This window comes from Halobacillus litoralis, assembly GCF_004101865.1.
In the GTDB taxonomy this organism is placed as follows: Bacteria; Bacillota; Bacilli; order Bacillales; family Halobacillaceae; genus Halobacillus; species Halobacillus litoralis_A.
In genome coordinates this window covers 3406685-3424874 of the sequence record NZ_CP026118.1, presented here as the reverse complement: position 1 = coordinate 3424874, position 18190 = coordinate 3406685, and the positions used below count along the sequence as shown (strand labels likewise).

21 protein-coding genes are annotated in these 18190 nt (G+C 40.0%); 3 read left to right on the top strand and 18 right to left on the bottom strand.

Annotation, left to right across the window (positions count from 1 at the left end):
* The first annotated feature begins 52 nt into the window (after nt 1-52).
* Nucleotides 53-472 (top strand): TlpA family protein disulfide reductase, encoded by a 420-nt coding sequence (locus tag HLI_RS16915; RefSeq protein WP_128526091.1) that lies wholly within the window; start codon nt 53-55, stop codon nt 470-472.
* A 318-nt stretch (nt 473-790) separates the two neighbouring features.
* Here HLI_RS16915 and HLI_RS16910 read toward each other — a convergent pair whose 3' ends face one another.
* The 8 genes from HLI_RS16910 to HLI_RS16875 all read right to left on the bottom strand — a co-directional run bounded on the left by HLI_RS16910 (nt 791) and on the right by HLI_RS16875 (nt 9228).
* A complete protein-coding gene (locus tag HLI_RS16910; protein ID WP_241655877.1) occupies nt 791-1102 on the bottom strand; it encodes a thioredoxin family protein in 312 nt (103 codons plus the stop codon).
* Nucleotides 1103-1112: 10 nt separating this feature from the next.
* Nucleotides 1113-1460 (bottom strand): toprim domain-containing protein, encoded by a 348-nt coding sequence (locus HLI_RS16905; RefSeq protein WP_128526090.1) that lies wholly within the window; start codon nt 1458-1460, stop codon nt 1113-1115.
* 135 nt (nt 1461-1595) lie between these two features.
* Nucleotides 1596-1979 (bottom strand): glycine cleavage system protein GcvH, encoded by a 384-nt coding sequence (gene gcvH, locus HLI_RS16900; protein WP_128526089.1) that lies wholly within the window; start codon nt 1977-1979, stop codon nt 1596-1598.
* 83 nt (nt 1980-2062) lie between these two features.
* Nucleotides 2063-2422: an arsenate reductase family protein gene (locus HLI_RS16895; protein WP_128526088.1), complete on the bottom strand. Its 360-nt coding sequence runs from the start codon at nt 2420-2422 to the stop codon at nt 2063-2065.
* Between the two features lie 228 nt (nt 2423-2650).
* Nucleotides 2651-4432, bottom strand: a complete 1782-nt coding sequence (locus tag HLI_RS16890) for an acyl-CoA dehydrogenase family protein (RefSeq protein WP_128526087.1) — start codon at nt 4430-4432, stop codon at nt 2651-2653.
* A 17-nt stretch (nt 4433-4449) separates the two neighbouring features.
* The gene (locus HLI_RS16885) at nt 4450-5625 is read right to left on the bottom strand and encodes an acetyl-CoA C-acetyltransferase (protein WP_128526086.1); all 1176 of its coding nucleotides are present in this window, start codon (nt 5623-5625) and stop codon (nt 4450-4452) included.
* A 23-nt stretch (nt 5626-5648) separates the two neighbouring features.
* Nucleotides 5649-8048, bottom strand: a complete 2400-nt coding sequence (locus HLI_RS16880) for a 3-hydroxyacyl-CoA dehydrogenase/enoyl-CoA hydratase family protein (RefSeq protein ID WP_128526085.1) — start codon at nt 8046-8048, stop codon at nt 5649-5651.
* 262 nt (nt 8049-8310) lie between these two features.
* The gene (locus tag HLI_RS16875) at nt 8311-9228 is read right to left on the bottom strand and encodes a proline dehydrogenase family protein (RefSeq protein ID WP_128526084.1); all 918 of its coding nucleotides are present in this window, start codon (nt 9226-9228) and stop codon (nt 8311-8313) included.
* 217 nt (nt 9229-9445) lie between these two features.
* Here HLI_RS16875 and HLI_RS16870 point away from each other — a divergent pair, with 217 nt between their 5' ends.
* Nucleotides 9446-9706, top strand: coding sequence for a hypothetical protein (locus tag HLI_RS16870; protein WP_128526083.1), 261 nt, complete (start codon nt 9446-9448; stop codon nt 9704-9706).
* Between the two features lie 11 nt (nt 9707-9717).
* Nucleotides 9718-10047, top strand: a complete 330-nt coding sequence (locus HLI_RS16865; protein ID WP_128526082.1) for a spore coat protein — start codon at nt 9718-9720, stop codon at nt 10045-10047.
* A 32-nt stretch (nt 10048-10079) separates the two neighbouring features.
* On the opposite strand, the gene HLI_RS16860 is transcribed toward HLI_RS16865, so the two are convergent.
* From HLI_RS16860 to HLI_RS16815, 10 genes are all read right to left on the bottom strand, one after another.
* On the bottom strand, nt 10080-10286 hold the full coding sequence (locus HLI_RS16860) for a cation transporter (protein ID WP_128526081.1): 207 nt from the start codon (nt 10284-10286) through the stop codon (nt 10080-10082).
* A gap of 279 nt (nt 10287-10565) precedes the next feature.
* A complete protein-coding gene (locus HLI_RS16855; protein ID WP_128526080.1) occupies nt 10566-11330 on the bottom strand; it encodes an STAS domain-containing protein in 765 nt (254 codons plus the stop codon).
* Entirely contained in the window at nt 11317-11976 is a 660-nt protein-coding gene (locus HLI_RS16850) for a cobalamin B12-binding domain-containing protein (protein ID WP_128526079.1), read from the bottom strand. Before HLI_RS16850 ends, HLI_RS16855 begins: the two co-directional genes overlap by 14 nt.
* Nucleotides 11977-11981: 5 nt before the next feature.
* Nucleotides 11982-12350: a hypothetical protein gene (locus HLI_RS16845; RefSeq protein ID WP_128526078.1), complete on the bottom strand. Its 369-nt coding sequence runs from the start codon at nt 12348-12350 to the stop codon at nt 11982-11984.
* Nucleotides 12347-12652, bottom strand: a complete 306-nt coding sequence (locus tag HLI_RS16840; RefSeq protein WP_128526077.1) for an antibiotic biosynthesis monooxygenase family protein — start codon at nt 12650-12652, stop codon at nt 12347-12349. The genes HLI_RS16845 and HLI_RS16840 overlap by 4 nt, the downstream gene beginning before the upstream one ends.
* Before the next feature lie 137 nt (nt 12653-12789).
* A complete protein-coding gene (locus HLI_RS16835; RefSeq protein ID WP_128526076.1) occupies nt 12790-13596 on the bottom strand; it encodes a VLRF1 family aeRF1-type release factor in 807 nt (268 codons plus the stop codon).
* Between the two features lie 101 nt (nt 13597-13697).
* Complete coding sequence (locus HLI_RS16830) at nt 13698-14912, bottom strand: hypothetical protein (protein ID WP_128526075.1); 1215 nt, start codon at nt 14910-14912, stop codon at nt 13698-13700.
* Complete coding sequence (locus tag HLI_RS16825) at nt 14909-16120, bottom strand: DUF58 domain-containing protein (RefSeq protein WP_128526074.1); 1212 nt, start codon at nt 16118-16120, stop codon at nt 14909-14911. The genes HLI_RS16830 and HLI_RS16825 overlap by 4 nt, the downstream gene beginning before the upstream one ends.
* On the bottom strand, nt 16117-17064 hold the full coding sequence (locus HLI_RS16820; protein WP_128526073.1) for an AAA family ATPase: 948 nt from the start codon (nt 17062-17064) through the stop codon (nt 16117-16119). Before HLI_RS16820 ends, HLI_RS16825 begins: the two co-directional genes overlap by 4 nt.
* A gap of 195 nt (nt 17065-17259) precedes the next feature.
* Nucleotides 17260-18168: a glycine betaine ABC transporter substrate-binding protein gene (locus tag HLI_RS16815; RefSeq protein WP_128526072.1), complete on the bottom strand. Its 909-nt coding sequence runs from the start codon at nt 18166-18168 to the stop codon at nt 17260-17262.
* Nucleotides 18169-18190: the final 22 nt, after the last annotated feature.

The following is an 18190-nucleotide window of genomic DNA, read 5'->3' as shown; positions in this document are numbered from 1 at the left end:
GGGTTGAGAATAACGTCAAACGTTAATTTCATCTTATACAAGGAGAATGATTATGAAAGAACAAGCCCCTCATTTTGAACTCCCTTATATTACTGGAGAATCAACTTATAACCTGGAGGATGACATAGAGAAAGTTATCGTCCTGACCTTTTGGACCTCTTGGTGTCCTGATTGTGGAAAAGACCTTCCCAAGAAAGAACAGCTTTACAGTACTGTGGATCACGAAAAAGTGAAGATGGTAACTATAAATGTTTCAGGAAGGGAACGGGATGTAAAAGAAGGCGTTGAATTCGCTGAAAAGTTTTTAAATCAACCGACTCTCGTTGATGAGGGACGTATAACATATGACTTGTATGCTTGCCAGGGCGTTCCGACGACCATCATCATCGACCAACAAGGAAACATTCATGACCGCATTGGCGATCAAGCATCCTTTTTGGATGTTGTAGAATCTCTCGGTGCCCTAATTTAGATAACATCAGCCCCCCCCTAACGCATTACTATGGATTACTTTTCATATAAGGTCGTGGCAAGGGAGAGTTCAATGCATTGTCATCCGACTCCTTTTCTTTTACTCCCTTGTCAGGACTTCCCTTTATGGGGGCAGTGCAGGAAAATCATACATAACACCACTGGAAATAACTCGAGTACTTTGACTTGAATCAAAATTTCAAACCAGCACTTCGACTTACAATGTCTTCTTCTCTAAAAGTCACCAACATAAAACTCCTCCCAATTCGTAATTTCACAAGAGGAGGAGCCCTTCGTCATTTCCCGGGTAATTATTAACTTATTCTACATAGTTAGATATTTTGTCCCTCATAAATGGAACAGAATGAAATGCATAAATTTTTTCAATCACTTTTCCTTCTCTGGTCACCAAAAGGCAGGGCACACTTTTAATCTTAAAGTGCTCCATCAGTGATGAGTGAAGAGAAGCGTTCATTTCTTGGAAAATATCTTTTTCATACAAAGCTTCCAATGTGGAAAGCATTTTTTTCGCCAAGTGACAGGTACCGCAAAAAGGGCTTTGTACAAAAGTGAGTGTTATTCTATCAGCACGAATCATTTCTACGGTTTCATTAGGTACAAGTTCTTGCACAGGAGTCCTCCTAAATTAGATAAATCGGTTTCACATTGAAATGTCTGCTCAGCAAAGCTCTAGCTATCTCGGGCTCAGGGGTCGCCGCCACTTCACGAAAAGCTTTGTCAATATAAATATGTTCTGCGTGGGGGAGCTCTTCAGTTAATTGCTTACGCAACTTATAGCCTGAATCGTCTTCATCAACTAAAATATAGACAGAGCGCTCATCCAAATTAAAATCGAGAATCATTTCTTCCATGCGCTCTATTCCTAAGGTCCCATGTGTACAAATGATTTCAACTTCTTCATCCAGCACCTTTTTCAGCTTCTTCTTGTCTGTGATACCCTCTACAATGACAATACGTTCTCCATCCATCTTCATCACCTTCTATATAGAAACAGACCATGCCAAAGGGGCATGGTCTGAACATGATAAGATCAAACGCGATCATGTCAGACAAGGAAGCATATGTAGCCCTGTCTGTACAATTGCTTGTAAATTTAATAAGAATTAATCTTCATTTATCATTTCTTTATACTCTTCTGGAGACATCAATTCCTCTTTCTCAGATGAATTGCTTGGTTCAACAACCACCATCCAAGCTTTATCATACGGAGACTCGTTGACAAACTCCGGACTATCTTCTAATTCTTCATTGATTTCTACAACTTTCCCGCTGAGAGGTGCATACAATTCAGACACAGTTTTCACTGATTCTACACTTCCGAATGGTTCGTCTGCTTCTAATTCTTCGCCGACTTCCGGCAGCTCTACAAATACGATGTCTCCGAGTTCAGACTGAGCGAAGTCAGTAATTCCAATACGGACTTTTTCTCCTTCTTCTTTCACCCATTCATGTTCTTCAGAGTAAAGCAAGTCTTTTGGTAAGCTCATTAAGAAAACCTCCACAATAATAATTATAGTTTAACAGCAATTATAAACATAAAAGCAAAAAGCTTTTATTTCCAACGTTCTGCTCACTTCGCCCAATTTTTTTCGAATTCTTCCTGGTTGAATCCAACAGTCACATATTCACCATCTGTTACAATTGGACGTTTGATCAGCATTCCATCAGAAGCGAGCCATTTGATCATATCTTCTTCACTCGCTTGTTTTATCTTTTCCTTCATATTCAGTTCTCTATACTTCTTGCCACTCGTATTAAAGAATTTCTTCACTGGTTTGCCACTCATATTCACGTAATCTTTCAACTGTTCTTCAGAAGGTGGATCATTAACGATATGTACTGATTCGTAGTCAATCTCTACTTCATCAAACCACTTCTTCGCCTTTTTACAAGTACCACAACTCGGATACCAATAGAAAGTTACAGACATTCAACCATCCTCCTTCCAACTTGTTGTTTTATATTTTATCATACTGAAGCCGGGAATTTCATGAAAATGTATGAATCTAATATAGGAACAAATGTGTAATTTCCTTAAAGGGACAGGTAAATGTGGACGGGATGCATGAAACAAAGGAAATCAATAAGCTTAAAATCCCAGACAAAACCCCCTAACTTCATTAACAAAGTGAAGAAGGGGGCTCTGAATGCTCAGGGCTTAAACCGTATACTTTTCTGCATTGATCAATGTTTTAGCAATCGCACGTTTTTTAGTAATCACGTTGATCGGTGTATGCCGTGTCAACTTGCGTAATGCACCCAGCATCATCCGAAGAGAATCACCAGATTCAGCAGCGATTAGTGTCTCTTTCGCATGACCTTCTATGCGATTGAACGCTTCTTGCACATATACCTGTGTATAGAGAAGTTTTTGATTATTTTTTTCTTCTCCATTTTTGTTGATGGCTTTTTCGGTACGGAGAATCGCTGATTCCATATTGTAAATTTCCCCTACGATATCAGCGATATTAACGAGCAACTCTTGTTCATTCTCAAGTTTTTCACCATATTTCTGTGCAGCCAGACCTGCGGCAAGCAATCCGATCTTCTTCGCGTTCTTCAACAAGTATTTTTCTTGTTCTAATGCTTCAATTCCTGGTTCTTCAGGCATCATGGTCATGATTTCTTCCTGTAGTGCTTGTGCTTTCTGAAGGAGAGGCAGTTCTCCTTTCATAGCTTTCTTCAATAATGTACCTGGTACAATCATACGGTTGATTTCATTCGTTCCTTCGAAGATTCTGTTGATCCGTGAATCCCGATACATTCTCTCTACTTCATACTCAGCCATAAATCCATAGCCTCCATGAATTTGCACCGCTTCATCCACTGCAAAATCAAGTAACTCAGTACCGAACACTTTATTCAGAGAACACTCAATAGCATATTCAGCGATAACTTTCGCTACAGCAGCGCCATCCTTGAGCTCTTCATCTGAGAGTTTACCCATGCTCTGCTCAAATAACCCGACTGTCCGATACACAGAACTTTCATTTGCATAGGTGTTGGCGGCTACAGACCCGATCTTCTCCTGAATAAGTGGGAAACTAGCGATTGGGGTTTTGAATTGCTTGCGTGCTTTCGCATATTTCACTGAAAGTTCTAAAGCACGTTTGGATCCGCCGACTCCTCCTATTGCAAGTTTGTATCGTCCTACGTTCAGGATATTGAACGCAATCACATGGCCGCGACCGATTTCTCCCAACACATTCTCTACAGGTACTTCAGCATCTTCTAAGATCAATGTTCGAGTAGATGAGCTCTTGATTCCCATCTTCTTCTCTTCTGGACCTGTAGAAACTCCAGGGTAATCGCGTTCAATAATGAAGGCTGTGAATTTATCCCCATCTATTTTAGCGTAAACGACGAACACATCAGCAAAGGCGGAATTCGTAATCCATTGCTTTTCTCCGTTGAGAATATAATGAGTACCAGCATCATTAAGTTTAGCAGTCGTCTTGGCCCCTAGTGCATCTGATCCAGATCCCGGCTCGGTTAGAGCATAGGCCGCTATTTTTTCTCCAGTGGCCAATACAGGGAGGTATTTATTCTTTTGAGCATCATTACCGAAGAATACAATTGGCAAAGACCCGATACCTACATGAGCGCCATGAGTGACCGAGAATCCCCCTGCACGAGAAAACTTTTCTGTAATCAAAGATGAACTGATTTTATCTAATTGCAGACCACCATATTCTTCAGGTACATCCGCTCCAAGCAGTCCAAGATCACCAGCCTTTTTCAATAGTGCAACGGAATGTTCAAATTCATGGTTTTCTAAATTATCAATCTTTGGTACAACTTCTCCTAAAACAAAGTCTTCCGCTGTTTTAGCAATCATCAAATGTTCGTCTGTGAAATCTTCCGGTGTTATGACATCTTCTGCAGCTAAATCCTCAACGATGAACCCTCCACCTTTGATCATTTCTTTTGTATCACTCATAATGTTTTCCTCCCCATTCATATTAGTTCAAATACTCCAGCAGCTCCCATACCGCCACCAATACACATTGTCACAACACCAAATTGCTCATTCCTTCTCTTCATTTCATGAATCAGGCTTAATGTCAATTTAGTCCCTGTGCATCCAAGAGGATGACCCAGAGCAATAGCTCCACCATTTACATTGACTTTTTCAGGATCTAAACCAAGCTCTCTGATCACCCGTAAGGATTGGGATGCGAAAGCTTCGTTCAATTCAAATAATCCAATGTCTGATAAAGACAAACCAGCTAGTCGGAGAGATTTCGGAACTGCTTCAATCGGACCGACTCCCATGATCTCGGGTTCAACTCCTGCCACTGCAAAAGACCGGAATTTCACAAGTGGCGTCAGTCCTTCTTCTTCCGCTTTTTCACGCTCCATGACTAAAACGGAAGCCGCCCCATCACTCATTTGAGAGGAATTACCCGCTGTGACCGTTCCTGTCGTTGAGAAAGCAGGCTTTAATTTACCTAGCACATCTCTCGTGGTACCAGGTCGTACACCTTCATCCATAGAAAATGTGGAAGTTTTTTCATTCACTTTGAAGTCAGCATCTAGATGTCGATTCATGACCTCTACAGGGACGATTTCATCTTTGAATTTCCCTTCCTTAATCGCTTTGGCTGCTCTTTCATGACTTTGGACAGCAAAAGCATCTTGATCTTCTCTTGATATGTCGAAACGTTTGGCTACTTCCTCTGCTGTGTGTCCCATTGACATGTAATACTCTGGAGCCTGTTCTACTAACTGCACATTGGGTTTGATCACATGGCCACCCATCGGAATTAGACTCATGGACTCGGCCCCGCCCGCGATAGCTGTATCACTATGACCTAACATGATTTTCTCAGCAGCATATGCGATACTTTGTAACCCTGAGGAACAGTACCTGTTTATGGTAATCGCAGGCACTTTGTGATGAAGCCCTGCAAGACCGGCGATATTTCTGGCCATGTTCATTCCTTGTTCGGCTTCTGGCATGGCGCAACCAATAATCACATCATCTATGTTTCCTTCATATTGATTGGCACGTTTTAATGTTTCTTTTATAGTAAGTGCAGCTAAATCATCTGGACGCGTGTGGGCAAGCGAACCTTTCTTCGCTCTACCCACAGGGGTCCGTGCACCTGATACAATGACTGCTTCTTTCACGTTGCTTCCCCCTCTTCAAAAATTTAGTTGCGTAGCGGTTTTCCTTTCATGAGCATATGTTGCATACGCGCTTGTGACTTTGGCTCACCTATGAGACTCAAGAATGCTTCGCGTTCCAGATCCAGCAAATATTGCTCATCCACAAAAGAACCTTGTGCCAATCGTCCTCCTGCTAAAACAAATGCCAGCTTTTCTGCAATCTTCAAGTCATGCTCACTCGCATATCCACTGAGAGCAAGTGATTTTGCCCCAAGCATCATAGTGGCATACCCCTGCTCTCCGACGACTGGGATCTTCACCCGTTTTGGTGGAGTGTAACCGGACCGTGCCAGGCCAAGCACTTTTTGTTTAGCGTCATGAAGGAGGTGGTCCCCGTTAGCACTGATTGCATCCATTTGATCAAGGAATCCATTCTCTTTCGCTTCTTCCCCTGAAGTCGAAACTTTCGCCATGGCTATTTTCTCAAATACACTATTGGCTATTTTTTGTAAGTCGAAATCGACACCTTGAGGTATATTTCTCAAGTGTTTGATATAGAGTTCTTTGTTCCCTCCACCGCCAGGGATCAGCCCTACACCTGGTTCTACAAGCCCCATATAGGTTTCCGGAGATGCTTGAATTGAGTCAGCCGGCAAACAAACTTCTGCTCCCCCGCCAAGCGTCATTCCGAATGGTGCAACAACTACAGGTTTATCAGAATACTTAAGCTTCATCATACTATCTTGGAAATTTTTAACGACCATTTCAATTTCAAAGAAGTTGTAATCTTGAGCTTCCATTAAAATCATTCCAAGATTAGCACCGACACAGAAGTTTTTCGCCTGATTTCCAATGACAAGACCTTCATAATTTGCTTCAACGTGGTCAATCGAGAAATTGATCATTTGAATGATATCCAGGCCGATCGCATTACTTTGGGAGTGAAATTCTAAACAAGCCACTCCATCGCCGATGTCGATTAAACTAGCACCTGCATTCTTTTTGATGACCTCTCTCGTTTCCTTCAACCGCTTCAAATTGATATTTTTTTCGTTAAATGATTGTTGTCTATATTCACCAGCATGGTAATAGTAAACGTTTCCATTTTCTTTCTTATAAAAGGACTCGTCACCCTTTTTAAGCATGTTTTCAATCCAATCGGGAACGGTTTCTCCTTCTTTCTTCATTCGTTCTACAGAAGTTCGAACTCCAATGCTGTCCCATATTTCAAATGGGCCTAATTCCCATCCGAATCCCCAGCGCATAGCTTCATCAATAGAAGGAACATCATCAGCAATCTGACCATACAGTTCAGCAGAGTAAATCAATACTGGCTTGATGACAGACCATACAAGATCACCCGCACGATCCCCTTCAGCTGAAATGAGTGCTTTCAGTTTGCGTTTCGCTCCTTTTTCCTGTTTAGCCATTTCAGTAGCTTTTGTTTTCAGTTTCCCTCTTGCTTCGTATTCAAGAGTTTCAGGGTTCAATTGCAGGATTTCGCTGCTTTGTTCACCTTTCTTTTTAAGGAAGAATCCTTGACCGCTTTTCGATCCTAACCAACCTTTTTCGAGCATAGATTTCATGAATGAAGGAACTTCAAATGACTTTTTCTCTTCACCCTCCACCTGGTCATAGACGTTGTTCGCAACATGGATGAATGTATCCAGTCCGACTACATCCAATGTTCGGAATGTGGCACTCTTAGGTCGACCGATCATCGGACCGGTAACAGAATCAACCTCTCCGACTGAATAACCTTTTTCAAGCATTTGCTGGACAGTTACTAATAAACCATAAGTACCGATTCTATTAGCAATGAAGTTTGGTGTATCTTTTGCTTCGACTACACCTTTTCCTAAGACATCTTCTCCAAACCTTTTCATAAATTCCAAGACTTCAGATGACGTCTGTTTGGTGGGAATGACTTCTAAAAGCTTTAAATAGCGCGGCGGGTTAAAGAAGTGCGTGCCGAGGAAGTGGCTGCGCAAGTCTTCACTGCAATCCTCAGACATGGCTTCGATTGATATACCAGAAGTGTTGGAACTGACAATCGATCCTGTTTTTCTATGACGGTCAACATCTGCCAAGACTTTCTTTTTAATATCCAAATTCTCTACGACAACCTCTATCACCCAGTCGACTTCCGACAAGTGTTCCATATCATCACTGAAGTTGCCGACCTCAATTAAATCCAAATTCTTTTTACTGCTTAGTGGTGAAGGTTTTTGTTTTAATAATGCTTTTTTATTTTCGGTGACGATCCGATTGCGAACAGCACGATCTTCAAGCTTCAAACCTCTCTTTTTTTCTTCATCTGTTAATTCGCTCGGAGCGATATCCAGCATCAAAACCGGGATTCCCACATTAGCTAAGTGGGCAGCTATGCCTGCTCCCATAACACCTGAGCCAAGAACCGCTGCTCGTTTAATTTTCTGTTGCATTACATTTCCCCCTATTTCTTTGAATGAATACTCATTCATTTTAAAGCCAAAAAAATAAGTTACGGCTAATTCGTATCTATGTATAATATAAAATATTTTCTGATATTTCGCAATCCTTTTCTCCATAATCATGTAAATTCTTACACGATGTTCAGGGAGGGAGCTATCACATTTGATTGTCGATTCATTCTATGCTTATTGAAATCGAATCGTGCACTCCCTTTATGAACAAGGCGCCCCGGTAAAAGAGGCGTCTGTTCCTTCACTTTCCAAATACACCCTTTAGAACAAAAGCTACATTAGCTGGTCGCTCTGCTAAACGGCGCATAAAGTAACCATACCAGTCATTCCCATAAGGAACATAAACGCGCATCTTATATCCTTCGTTCACTAACTCTTCTTGACGCTCCACACGAATCCCATACAACATTTGGAACTCAAACAAGTCCTTGGATATATTATTCTCTTCAACCAATTGTTTTGTGTATTCAATCATTGAGTCATCATGACTTGCCACTGCCGTATAGTTGCCATTCAACATGTGAAGTCGGATGATTTTCTTAAGGTTTTCGTCTACGTCTTTTTTATCAGGAAAAGCGACTTTCGGTGATTCTTTGTAAGCACCTTTTACTAATCGAAGGTTTGGATTGTATTGATCCAATTCCTTTATATCCTCAACTGTACGGTAAAGGTAAGATTGTAAAACAGTACCTATGTGGTCGAATTCTGACCTTAGCTTTTTGAAGATTTCCAAGGTCTTTTCACAACGATCAAAATCCTCCATATCGATGGTGACGAATACACCTTCTTGTTCAGCAACTCCCAGAATTCGCCGCATATTTTCCAATACGACCTCGTCTGATATGTCCAAGCCCATAGAAGTCAGCTTCAGGGAAAGCTGAGAATCCAGCTTATGTTCACCAATAGCTTTGATGGCGTCGATACAGCCATCCGCTGCTTCTCTAGCCTCTTCTTTGCTATCAATAAATTCACCCAGATGATCAATGGTGACAGCCATACCCTTATCATTAAGCTGCTGGATGGTTTTCACAGCATCGGGAACGGTTTCACCTGCTACAAATTTCCCTGCACCGAAACGCAATCCATATTTTTTAGCTAACTTAGTAAAAAAACGATTTTTTGATAAGAATAGGAAAAAATTCCTGAGTAAACGTTCCATGCCTCTCCCCCCCTACCTCTGGTACAATCCTATATCTTCTAATATCTCTTTTGTAACCGTTAACATAATACTATTTTATCATTTCTGATGATTAATGGGGAAATATTATCCCTTCTTCGACATGTAGCTCCACGATATTTTTTCAATTTCTGTTTTTCTTTTATAGAAATCTGCCTTAAGGTCATACTAATCATGACTATAGAAGGAGGGATTCTTTATGGAACAGCACAATCAATCATCTATGCAAGAGTCACAACCGATGCCTCAAGTTCCTGACATTGTAAGTACAAAAGATCAACTTTATATAACAGATATGTTGTCATGGAATTTGAACGCATGTAAAAAAGCACATTTCTTTGCTCAAAACTGTCAGACACCTGAAATTCAAGCTGCTTTAGAAGAAGCTGGTCAAATGCACCAACGTCATTATGATAAAATCCTCAAGCATCTTGATACCCAATCCAAAACGATGAATTAAGGAGAATGGTAATGAATCAATCACAAAAAATTCAAAACCCTGAAACCAGTGTTCCTAAAACACCGCAAATGAACGAGAGAGATTTCATCAATGATCAATTGACCACTGAAAAATATATGACAGCTTCTTATAATATAGCATTGAATGAAGCCAGTAATCAGACGTTCTACCAGGATCTAGCTACTATCTTCAAGGAAACACAAGACTGCCAAAGAAATTTATATAACCTGATGTTTAAAAATGGCTGGTATAGTATTGAGCAAGAACAACCCCAAAAAATCCAACAGGCCTATCAGCAATTTAATGGTTATAAGACGCAGCTGCCTTATACGGTTCAATAAAAATAAAAGCCCGGCTAAACGCCGGGCTTACTTTATCCTACTGGTTCATATCCTTGAGCTTCAATCGCTTCTTTCATCAATGATTTTGTTACATATGCTTCATCATACGTAACATTCACTTTTCCACTATCGAGATAAACTTCTACTCCATGAACACCTTCCAGCTTTTCTAATGATCCTTTTACTGCTTTTTCACATTGTTCACAAGTCATACCGTTCACTTCTAAAGTCAATTCCATGTCATTCACAACCTTTCTATTTATTCTTCTTCACATTTAATATGTGCCAGTTGTTCTCATGCTATATTTTGTATATTCCACAATTCACTTGGATTATAACGTAAACCGGTGGATAAATTAGAATATTAGGGAGCCCTCGTGAGAAAGAGAGGGCCAAAAGGTAAGTAGAGATTATGTAGCGAATTATTCCATAACTCTTTCCAAGTAATGAAAATAAAAAGAGCAGTTCCGTTTAAAGGTCCACCTTAGTGGCAGTACTCTCCTAAACAAAACTACTTTTCACTTTCCACAGTATTTCCGAACTGCTTGCTGCAAAGAGTTCATAAAATTGATTTTTGAGGGGAATTGCATTGCTTGGAAATTTTTCACGTGGTCCGGCCGCACTCCGGTTATGACAACCTCAGCCCCCATATAATAGAGTGAAGTCATGATATTTTTCAACACATAGGTTCCTTCATGTATTAATTCCCCGACACCTGTAAAATCAAAAAGGATACGTTCGGTTTCTCCAATTTGTGAAGAATGGAGTAAATGATCTTCTACTGTAAACATCTTATCTTCTGTAATATCACCAAATAATGGTACAAGTGCTGTATCGCTCGTCAACTGGATGAAAGGTGCTGATAACCGGTTGCTCTGTTGAATAGCCTCTTCCAACTTTTCTTTCTCTTCAAATAGTTCAAAGTTGGTGTCATTCAACCGCGATCGCAATTGATCCATAGTTTTCGTGACTTTTGTCAATTGATCGTCTTTCGTTATAACCAATACTTCAGCATATAAATCATTTTTCCAATTTACGTGCACATCACAAGTGATGGGACTGATCGCTTCTCCCAGAGGTTTCAAATGGCTTTCTAATGATAACTTTTTGATATCAGGTGTGACCCATTTCCTGATTTTATCCATACTATCTTCATCAAAGACATCGAGTAAGTTTTCCCTCTCTCCGAACATCGTTTCCGCTTCTTGAGAGTATGATTGTATGATGAACTTTTTATTGATAATAAAGAATGGAAGAGGAAAGGATCGATCAACTCGTTTCATTGAATACTTCATTCCTTCCTTCATCAAACCATTTATTCAGACAGCTCAAATCCCTCATGACCATTACTTGTTCTGATTCGAAGTTCTCCAATTCGTATTTAGTCGCCATGCGCCCACCGATCATGATGAGAGGCTTCCACTCCAATCGGGAAAAGCGTTCTATTAATACTTTTATCATAGGCAAACGATAAGAGAGGGCGGCTGAGATACCGATAACATCAGGGCGGAATTTATTTATTTGAACCAAAGAATGATCCAAAGGCAGGTTAGGGCCTAGATATCTCACACGCCAACCCCTACCTTTGAAGGTCTCTGCCACCATTTTCAATCCTATATAGTGTTGCTCTTCTTCAACACCGAACAAAATGGCTTTATTATTTTTTTGTGTCTTCCTATCTTGTGTCACGTTTTCTCCCTCAAGTCTTGATAACACAAAATCGCAAATCGCTGTGGCCAGATGTTCATCAGCGACAGAAATTTCATTACGCTCCCAAAGTTCTCCGATATAATACATCGCAGGGGTCAATATGTCACCAAAAAGGAAAGCCCTGGGATGATCTTCTAAAAGAGCCTTCGTATATTCTAATGCGCCTTCATCATCTCCACTCAAGAAATATCGGGCAAGTTTTTCCTGCTGTGTATTCAAATGGCTCACCTCTTTACAAGAGTATGTAAATGTTCCAATGCTTGTTCCAAATAAGCGATATATACTCTTTTTTCATTTTCATTTTCTATATGTGATTCATCCAATAAACGAACTAACCTTTTATAATTATCGATGATTATTTGGGTGGATACACCTCTTGACGTCAAAACAGTATTCAGCCAATTCGTATAATCAATAAAAAACGCTGCACTATCCATTTCATATGCAGCATACAAATGGTCTAAATGGTGAAAATTATCTTCCTCTGTTCGCTCTCTCCCATTTTGACCGAACTTTTCCCATAAAAATGGATAGGCGCTGTAAATCTCGTCTACTACTTGTTGAACTAGACGACTCTGTTCTGATTTATTCACGTAGCGACCACCTCATATTTAGAAACCTTAGGTACGATGCCTTGCAATTCTTGGTCAGGGTAACGTTTTTCAAGTTCATGTATCTTCTTGAACTGCTCGCTACGTGCCCAATTCAAGTAGGCTTCTTTTGACTCCCATTCCAGATGGACGGTCAACTCTCCTGGTTTTCGATCATTTTGAAGTAATTGAAAAGAATGAAAGCCTTCTGCTTCATCTACGCACCGAGAACGCTTTTTGTATATATTAATCAAGTCTTCGGCTTTATGCTCAGGGACGATGACCGTTGAGTCTACAACGAACATATGAATGTCTCCAATCTACGTAATTTCATTGAATATTATTTTATCATACTAATTTTCTCTATGTATATGTTAACATTCTCCATGCCTTAACACTAAAAAGAGGTACTGGTAATATTACCAGTACCTCTTAGTTTTATTTATTGGACGACTTCATCCAGCACGTGCATTTCTTCATGATCTAACAGATTCTTATTAATCATATCGTTTGCTTCTTTGTTCATGTTGTCTTGTAAATCCTTGAGTTCTTCCTTATCACCGACAAGGTAGAAGCGTTCCCATCCATATTCCTTCGCAAGTTTATCAAGTTTAGGCGCAACGCTCTTGTACCAACGATAACGGTTAGCTTCAAATCTTTCCTTGAATTCATCCTGTTTGGAAGATTTTGCACCACCAGATCCCATGGATGGTTGAGCACGGTGCGGGCCTTGGTGTTGACGCCAATCCTCTGTATTCAAATCTAATTCAAAGAGTTGCGTATCTTTCAAAGTACCAAGTTCTGCATCAATCAGTTTAATGTGATTCTTTTGGGTTAGAATGACACCCGTTTTCGGAAAATCGTTCTGCATTTGTTTTAACTGATCAAGCACCGGTGTCTCTTCCCAGAAAAATTCCGTTTTCACCGGCATTTGGAAACGCTCAGCGAACCATACGGTTTCATCACCTGTAGCGAAGAGCACGATACTTTTCGCAAAATGTTGTTCATTTTCTTCAACATACTGTTGTACTTTTTCTTTTACAGCCCAATAATTTCTTATTTCATCTGAATCTCCATCTTCCTGAAGATAGGATTCAAAGTTATTAAGACCATTTTTCAGATGAATTTTCCATTCTCCCCCTTGTTGCTCAGGGTCAGAAGGATCGGTATTTAAATACATTGTGAATACTTTTTGTGGTTTTTCTAAGTGTATTTGTTCCAATTTCTTTATTTCTTTGTTCAAGTCCATAAAACAGCGACTCCTTTCAAATGGTAAGAATGTCTTCTACAACATATGTTTCCTGAATAAGGAGCGCTTAAACTCGTTCTAAGACATTTTTCTTAACTAAATTATTTATTTCTTTCTTTAATCTGTCGCTTAAGCTCATTTATTCTTTTGAAAAAACACTGTTTCTCTTCTTCATTCAAGTCTTTAGCACCGTATCGCACCTGTTGATATAAATTTGTGGAATTTACATCAAGATCCACGCGGTTAAACCAATCCTCAATAGGTTCATTTGGGGCTCTTCCTACCCCATATTTAGCTGCGAACTTTTCAAAATCAAGGAAATGTTCTCTGATTTGACCTTTGGTTTCGGACCTTCTAAAGCGAAATGAAGGAATTTTACTGCTCCCATCAATTGAGTGAGAAGAATACCTATAGGAAACACCTTCCAGGTCAGGTTCATTTTCTACACCTTTTCGTTTCCTTATGTAGTTCAATAGAAACAAGGTTAAGATAATCCCTGAAATAAGAAGGAATACTACTACTGATTCAGTAGCTTGAGCAACCTGTTCTGTAGAGTCTGAATCAAGTAACTGCATATTTTCTTCTTTATTAAACAATTTTTCAGAAGAGTTCACTTCTAATGATGTCTCTCTTTCCAACGGCTCAATTTCAGAGACTTCTAAACCAGCCCAGGCAAGGACAGTAAAGAACCGGTTCACCAGCATTAAAAACAAATAAGATCCCGCACTCCAAATGGTTCCTAAAACATACCGTATTTGCGGTAAAAGCCCAATCACTAATGCCAGACCCACAGCCAATAAGGCACTTAACATGAATAAGTTTTTCAGACTGCTTTTCCTTTTCAATTTTTCTGACTGGAAATAATGAGAAGCAGTATATCCTGCTATAACCACCAAATATTGTAAGAGTAAAGCAGCTAATAGATCGTTATCATTGAACAGGATCAGCATGAGAAAAGCGCAGACAGTCGTGGAAAAAAGCAAAAAACGTTCATTCTCCAAATCCGGCTCCTGTTCATGAATATAAAAACGCCATATGAATACGAATACGATGATCAAAGATAAATAAAAATGCACTCCAGTCATATAAGCCAGCAAAAGCACAAGCACAGGGGATAAAAAATAGGGCAGGAACCCCTCAAAATAATGGGTCCCAATCTGGAAGACCAACAATGAAACCAGAGCTGAAATAAGGTAAGACCAGAAAGGCATGGATGCCGTTGACCATGCGGCGACGGGATATATTATAAAGTAAAGGAGCAGCGACTCTCCCAGATACTGATATGCGAGTGTCAGATTTTTCTTCCCTTCAATCATAGCTGACCCTCCTTCAATCTGATCGGGGCGAGCGTAGCGAACGTATCCTCTACATACAACCTGATTACTCTGATTCCTTTAGCTTCCCATTGTTTTACGTACGGAAGAGATTGGTCGGGGACCTCCCCTAAAATGATGACGGTCTTCTGTTTATAAAATTGATGACTTAAGCGATACATCATTTCATTCATAGGTAAAGGAATTTGTTTCTTTTCAACTCGTGCTAACAATTCCAAAGAATCACGCAAGTGTTGATTACCTTCTCCCTCTGACTGGTAAAAATAAGGTTTTTGATGAGGACGACGCATATTTACCACCATTTCATAAGGATATCCATGCTCAGTCGCGTAATAGCATAAATCGCAGGCATAAGACAACAAGTCCTCCATCTCGGGAGAAAGATGTTCGTTCCCCAACCTCGTATGTTCGGTAACATTGACTAATATCGTCCAACTGATATCAATTTGGCGTTCATATACTTTCGTCTTGAGAGTGTTGGTTTTAGCGCTGGCCTTCCAATGGATACGATGAAAGGGGTCAGAAGGCACATAATCACGAGTTCCGATCGGTGTCAAAATATCTTCAAATGGAGAAAGAGAGGCAGGATGCTCCCCCATGGACATATGAAAAACCTCATCTATTCCATGAATCTTTTTTGGCTTCGGGTACACAATGAACTCGGTATTATAAGTGGGATTATACTCCATCTTGATAGGAGAAAACCTCAATAAATGTGGATAGCTGAACATAACCCCCTTTATTTTTGCAACCCCGCGACTTTCGGCTTGGATAGGCAGATCGACCTCTGACTCACCGTGGCTGATCAGAGATAATGGCAGCCGGTAAGATAACTCATCATTACCCCCCCTCTCCATACCTCCTGAACTGCGAACTGATTTATCAATTTGAAAAGTAAGCATCCCATTCAAAACCGGAATTCTGGATAGGTTATTCATACGAATACTTAGGTGGGTGGCATCACCAGGGAACAACCGGATGGAACGTTTAGAATCATGCAGATGTAAGTTCGAACCACTAAAACGATCATAAAGTTTACTTGCTAACAGTAATGAGAGGAGCAAACCGGTCGGTACGAATAACAAAGGCTGATTGATGATAAAACCGATTAAGCCCGTCAATACTACTACAGCGAGTAAACCATCATAATATCTCTCACTTTGTCCGTCATATTTTTTCCATACCTTCAACGTCCTGCGCCTGTTTCCACCGGTACCGGTACTTCTTCAATAACTTCATTTACGACTTGCGCATTTGTTTTTCGAATCGATCCTTCCATTGATAGTACAATACGATGCTCAAAAACATAGGGGGCTAACGTTTTTACATCTTCAGGTGTCACGTACTCACTGCCATTCAACAAAGCTTTTGCCTGACATGCTCTCATGAAAGCTAAAGCCCCTCTTGTACTCACACCTAAATCAATATGTAAATTCTCTCTTGTCATGCGTACCAGATCCAATAAGTAATTCATCGTATCGTCTTCCATTTCAACTTCCTTAGCTTCATTTCGAAGGGTTAAGATTTCTTCCAGACCGATGACGGCTTCCAAGTCCCCGTATGGTTCATCTTGTTGATAAGTCCGTAAAATATTCTTTTCTTCCACTTCAGAAGGATAACCCATATCTATTTTGAACAAAAATCGATCGAGCTGGGCTTCTGGCAAAGGAAAAGTACCGTGATTTCCTTCTACAGGATTTTGCGTAGCGATTACAAACAACGGAGCTTCAATCTTTAATGTTTGTCCATCAACCGTTGTCTGTTTTTCCTCCATGATTTCCAACAAACTGGACTGTGTTTTCGGTGTGGCCCGATTAATTTCATCGGCAAGTAGTACGTTTGTCATTACAGGACCCTTTCTCAATTCAAATTCCTGCGTTTTAGGATTGAAAAATTGGATACCAGTCACATCACTCGGCAATACATCCGGGGTAAATTGAATACGACTGAATTTACCATTCATGACTTTAGCAAAACTTTTGGCAAGCTTCGTTTTCCCTGATCCTGGGACACTTTCTAACAAAACGTGTCCATCTGCGATAATAGATATGAATAATAATTCTACTACATCATTTTTACCTAATATGACACGCCCAATCGATTCTTTTGCATTATGTATGCTGGTATTTCCCATAGATATTAACGCTCCCTTTTTTTCTAAAAAATGGTCTCAATTTACGATTATAACAGTTAATATCAGAAAATTCTCCATTCGAGTTTCCTTGTGATTTTCCATGCCCTTGTATGACAAAATATCAATAGGCTGATTTTATAATTTTTCCTGATAAAAAAAACAACCTGCTCGGATTAAGCAGGTTGTCCGAAAGATTTATTCTTTTGTCCACTCATCGATTATATCTTGGTTTTCATCGATCCATTTTTGTGCGCCTTCTTCTTCAGTTTCAGCTTTGTTAATAGATGCCATTAAGCTTGCAAGCTGGTCATCAGTCAACATGAAATTATCAAACCATTTCACTACTTCTGGCTGGTCTTCCTCTAATCCTTTACGAGCAGCATATGAAATGTTTTCTGAATCACCATACACATTCTTTGTATCCTCTAAGAATTTAAGATCCATTTCAGCAAAAACCCAGTGTGGCTTCCAAAGCGTAGCTACAATCGGTTCTTCACTTTCCAAAGAACTTTTCAATTCAGTGATCATTGTCGGCTCTGATGAAGCTGCCAGAGAATAATCGAGCTCATACTCACTGATTACATCCTCAGTTAAAGACATGATACTAGCGCCGGCATCAATACCTACAATTTGTTTGTCCTCAAAAGCATCAGACCCTTTTAAGTCTTCGATCGTATTGATGTCTTCCATATAACTTGGAACTGCTAGACCTAATTTCGTTCCTTCATACCATGTTTCACGCCAGTCAATGTCCTCTTTATACTTCTCATAGAACGATTTATCTGTATTCGGTAACCAGATTTCCATACCAATATCTAAATCACCACTGGAAAGTGCTTCATACAAAAAGCCCTTTTCTACTTGGTTCAGTTCAACCGTGTAACCCTTTTCCTCTAGAACAAGTTTCCACATGTTTGATACGGCAACGTTTTCTGCCCAGTTATTCATACCAATCGTAATTGTACCTTTGTCCTCTGAAGTTTCCGCATCCGAACCTTCATTTTCATTTCCTTCAGTTGCTTCATCTTCTGAGCCGCCACAAGCTGCCAGGGTCAACAAGATCCCCAAGAAAACAGCTGGGAGCCATTTACGTAATTTTGTCATTTCTTCTGCCTCCTCTAAGTAT

Excerpts from the sequence above, each read along its gene's own strand:
- HLI_RS16915 (WP_128526091.1), top strand. The coding sequence starts at position 53 with ATGAAAGAACAAGCCCCTCATTTTGAACTCCCTTATATTACTGGAGAA.
- HLI_RS16905 (WP_128526090.1), bottom strand. The coding sequence starts at position 1,460 with ATGGATGGAGAACGTATTGTCATTGTAGAGGGTATCACAGACAAGAAG.
- gcvH (WP_128526089.1), bottom strand. The coding sequence starts at position 1,979 with ATGAGCTTACCAAAAGACTTGCTTTACTCTGAAGAACATGAATGGGTG.
- HLI_RS16895 (WP_128526088.1), bottom strand. The coding sequence starts at position 2,422 with ATGTCTGTAACTTTCTATTGGTATCCGAGTTGTGGTACTTGTAAAAAG.
- HLI_RS16890 (WP_128526087.1), bottom strand. The coding sequence starts at position 4,432 with ATGAGTGATACAAAAGAAATGATCAAAGGTGGAGGGTTCATCGTTGAG.
- HLI_RS16880 (WP_128526085.1), bottom strand. The coding sequence starts at position 8,048 with ATGCAACAGAAAATTAAACGAGCAGCGGTTCTTGGCTCAGGTGTTATG.
- HLI_RS16875 (WP_128526084.1), bottom strand. The coding sequence starts at position 9,228 with ATGGAACGTTTACTCAGGAATTTTTTCCTATTCTTATCAAAAAATCGT.
- HLI_RS16870 (WP_128526083.1), top strand. The coding sequence starts at position 9,446 with ATGGAACAGCACAATCAATCATCTATGCAAGAGTCACAACCGATGCCT.
- HLI_RS16865 (WP_128526082.1), top strand. The coding sequence starts at position 9,718 with ATGAATCAATCACAAAAAATTCAAAACCCTGAAACCAGTGTTCCTAAA.
- HLI_RS16860 (WP_128526081.1), bottom strand. The coding sequence starts at position 10,286 with ATGGAATTGACTTTAGAAGTGAACGGTATGACTTGTGAACAATGTGAA.
- HLI_RS16855 (WP_128526080.1), bottom strand. The coding sequence starts at position 11,330 with ATGAAACGAGTTGATCGATCCTTTCCTCTTCCATTCTTTATTATCAAT.
- HLI_RS16840 (WP_128526077.1), bottom strand. The coding sequence starts at position 12,652 with ATGTTCGTTGTAGACTCAACGGTCATCGTCCCTGAGCATAAAGCCGAA.
- HLI_RS16835 (WP_128526076.1), bottom strand. The coding sequence starts at position 13,596 with ATGGACTTGAACAAAGAAATAAAGAAATTGGAACAAATACACTTAGAA.
- HLI_RS16830 (WP_128526075.1), bottom strand. The coding sequence starts at position 14,912 with ATGATTGAAGGGAAGAAAAATCTGACACTCGCATATCAGTATCTGGGA.
- HLI_RS16820 (WP_128526073.1), bottom strand. The coding sequence starts at position 17,064 with ATGGGAAATACCAGCATACATAATGCAAAAGAATCGATTGGGCGTGTC.
- HLI_RS16815 (WP_128526072.1), bottom strand. The coding sequence starts at position 18,168 with ATGACAAAATTACGTAAATGGCTCCCAGCTGTTTTCTTGGGGATCTTG.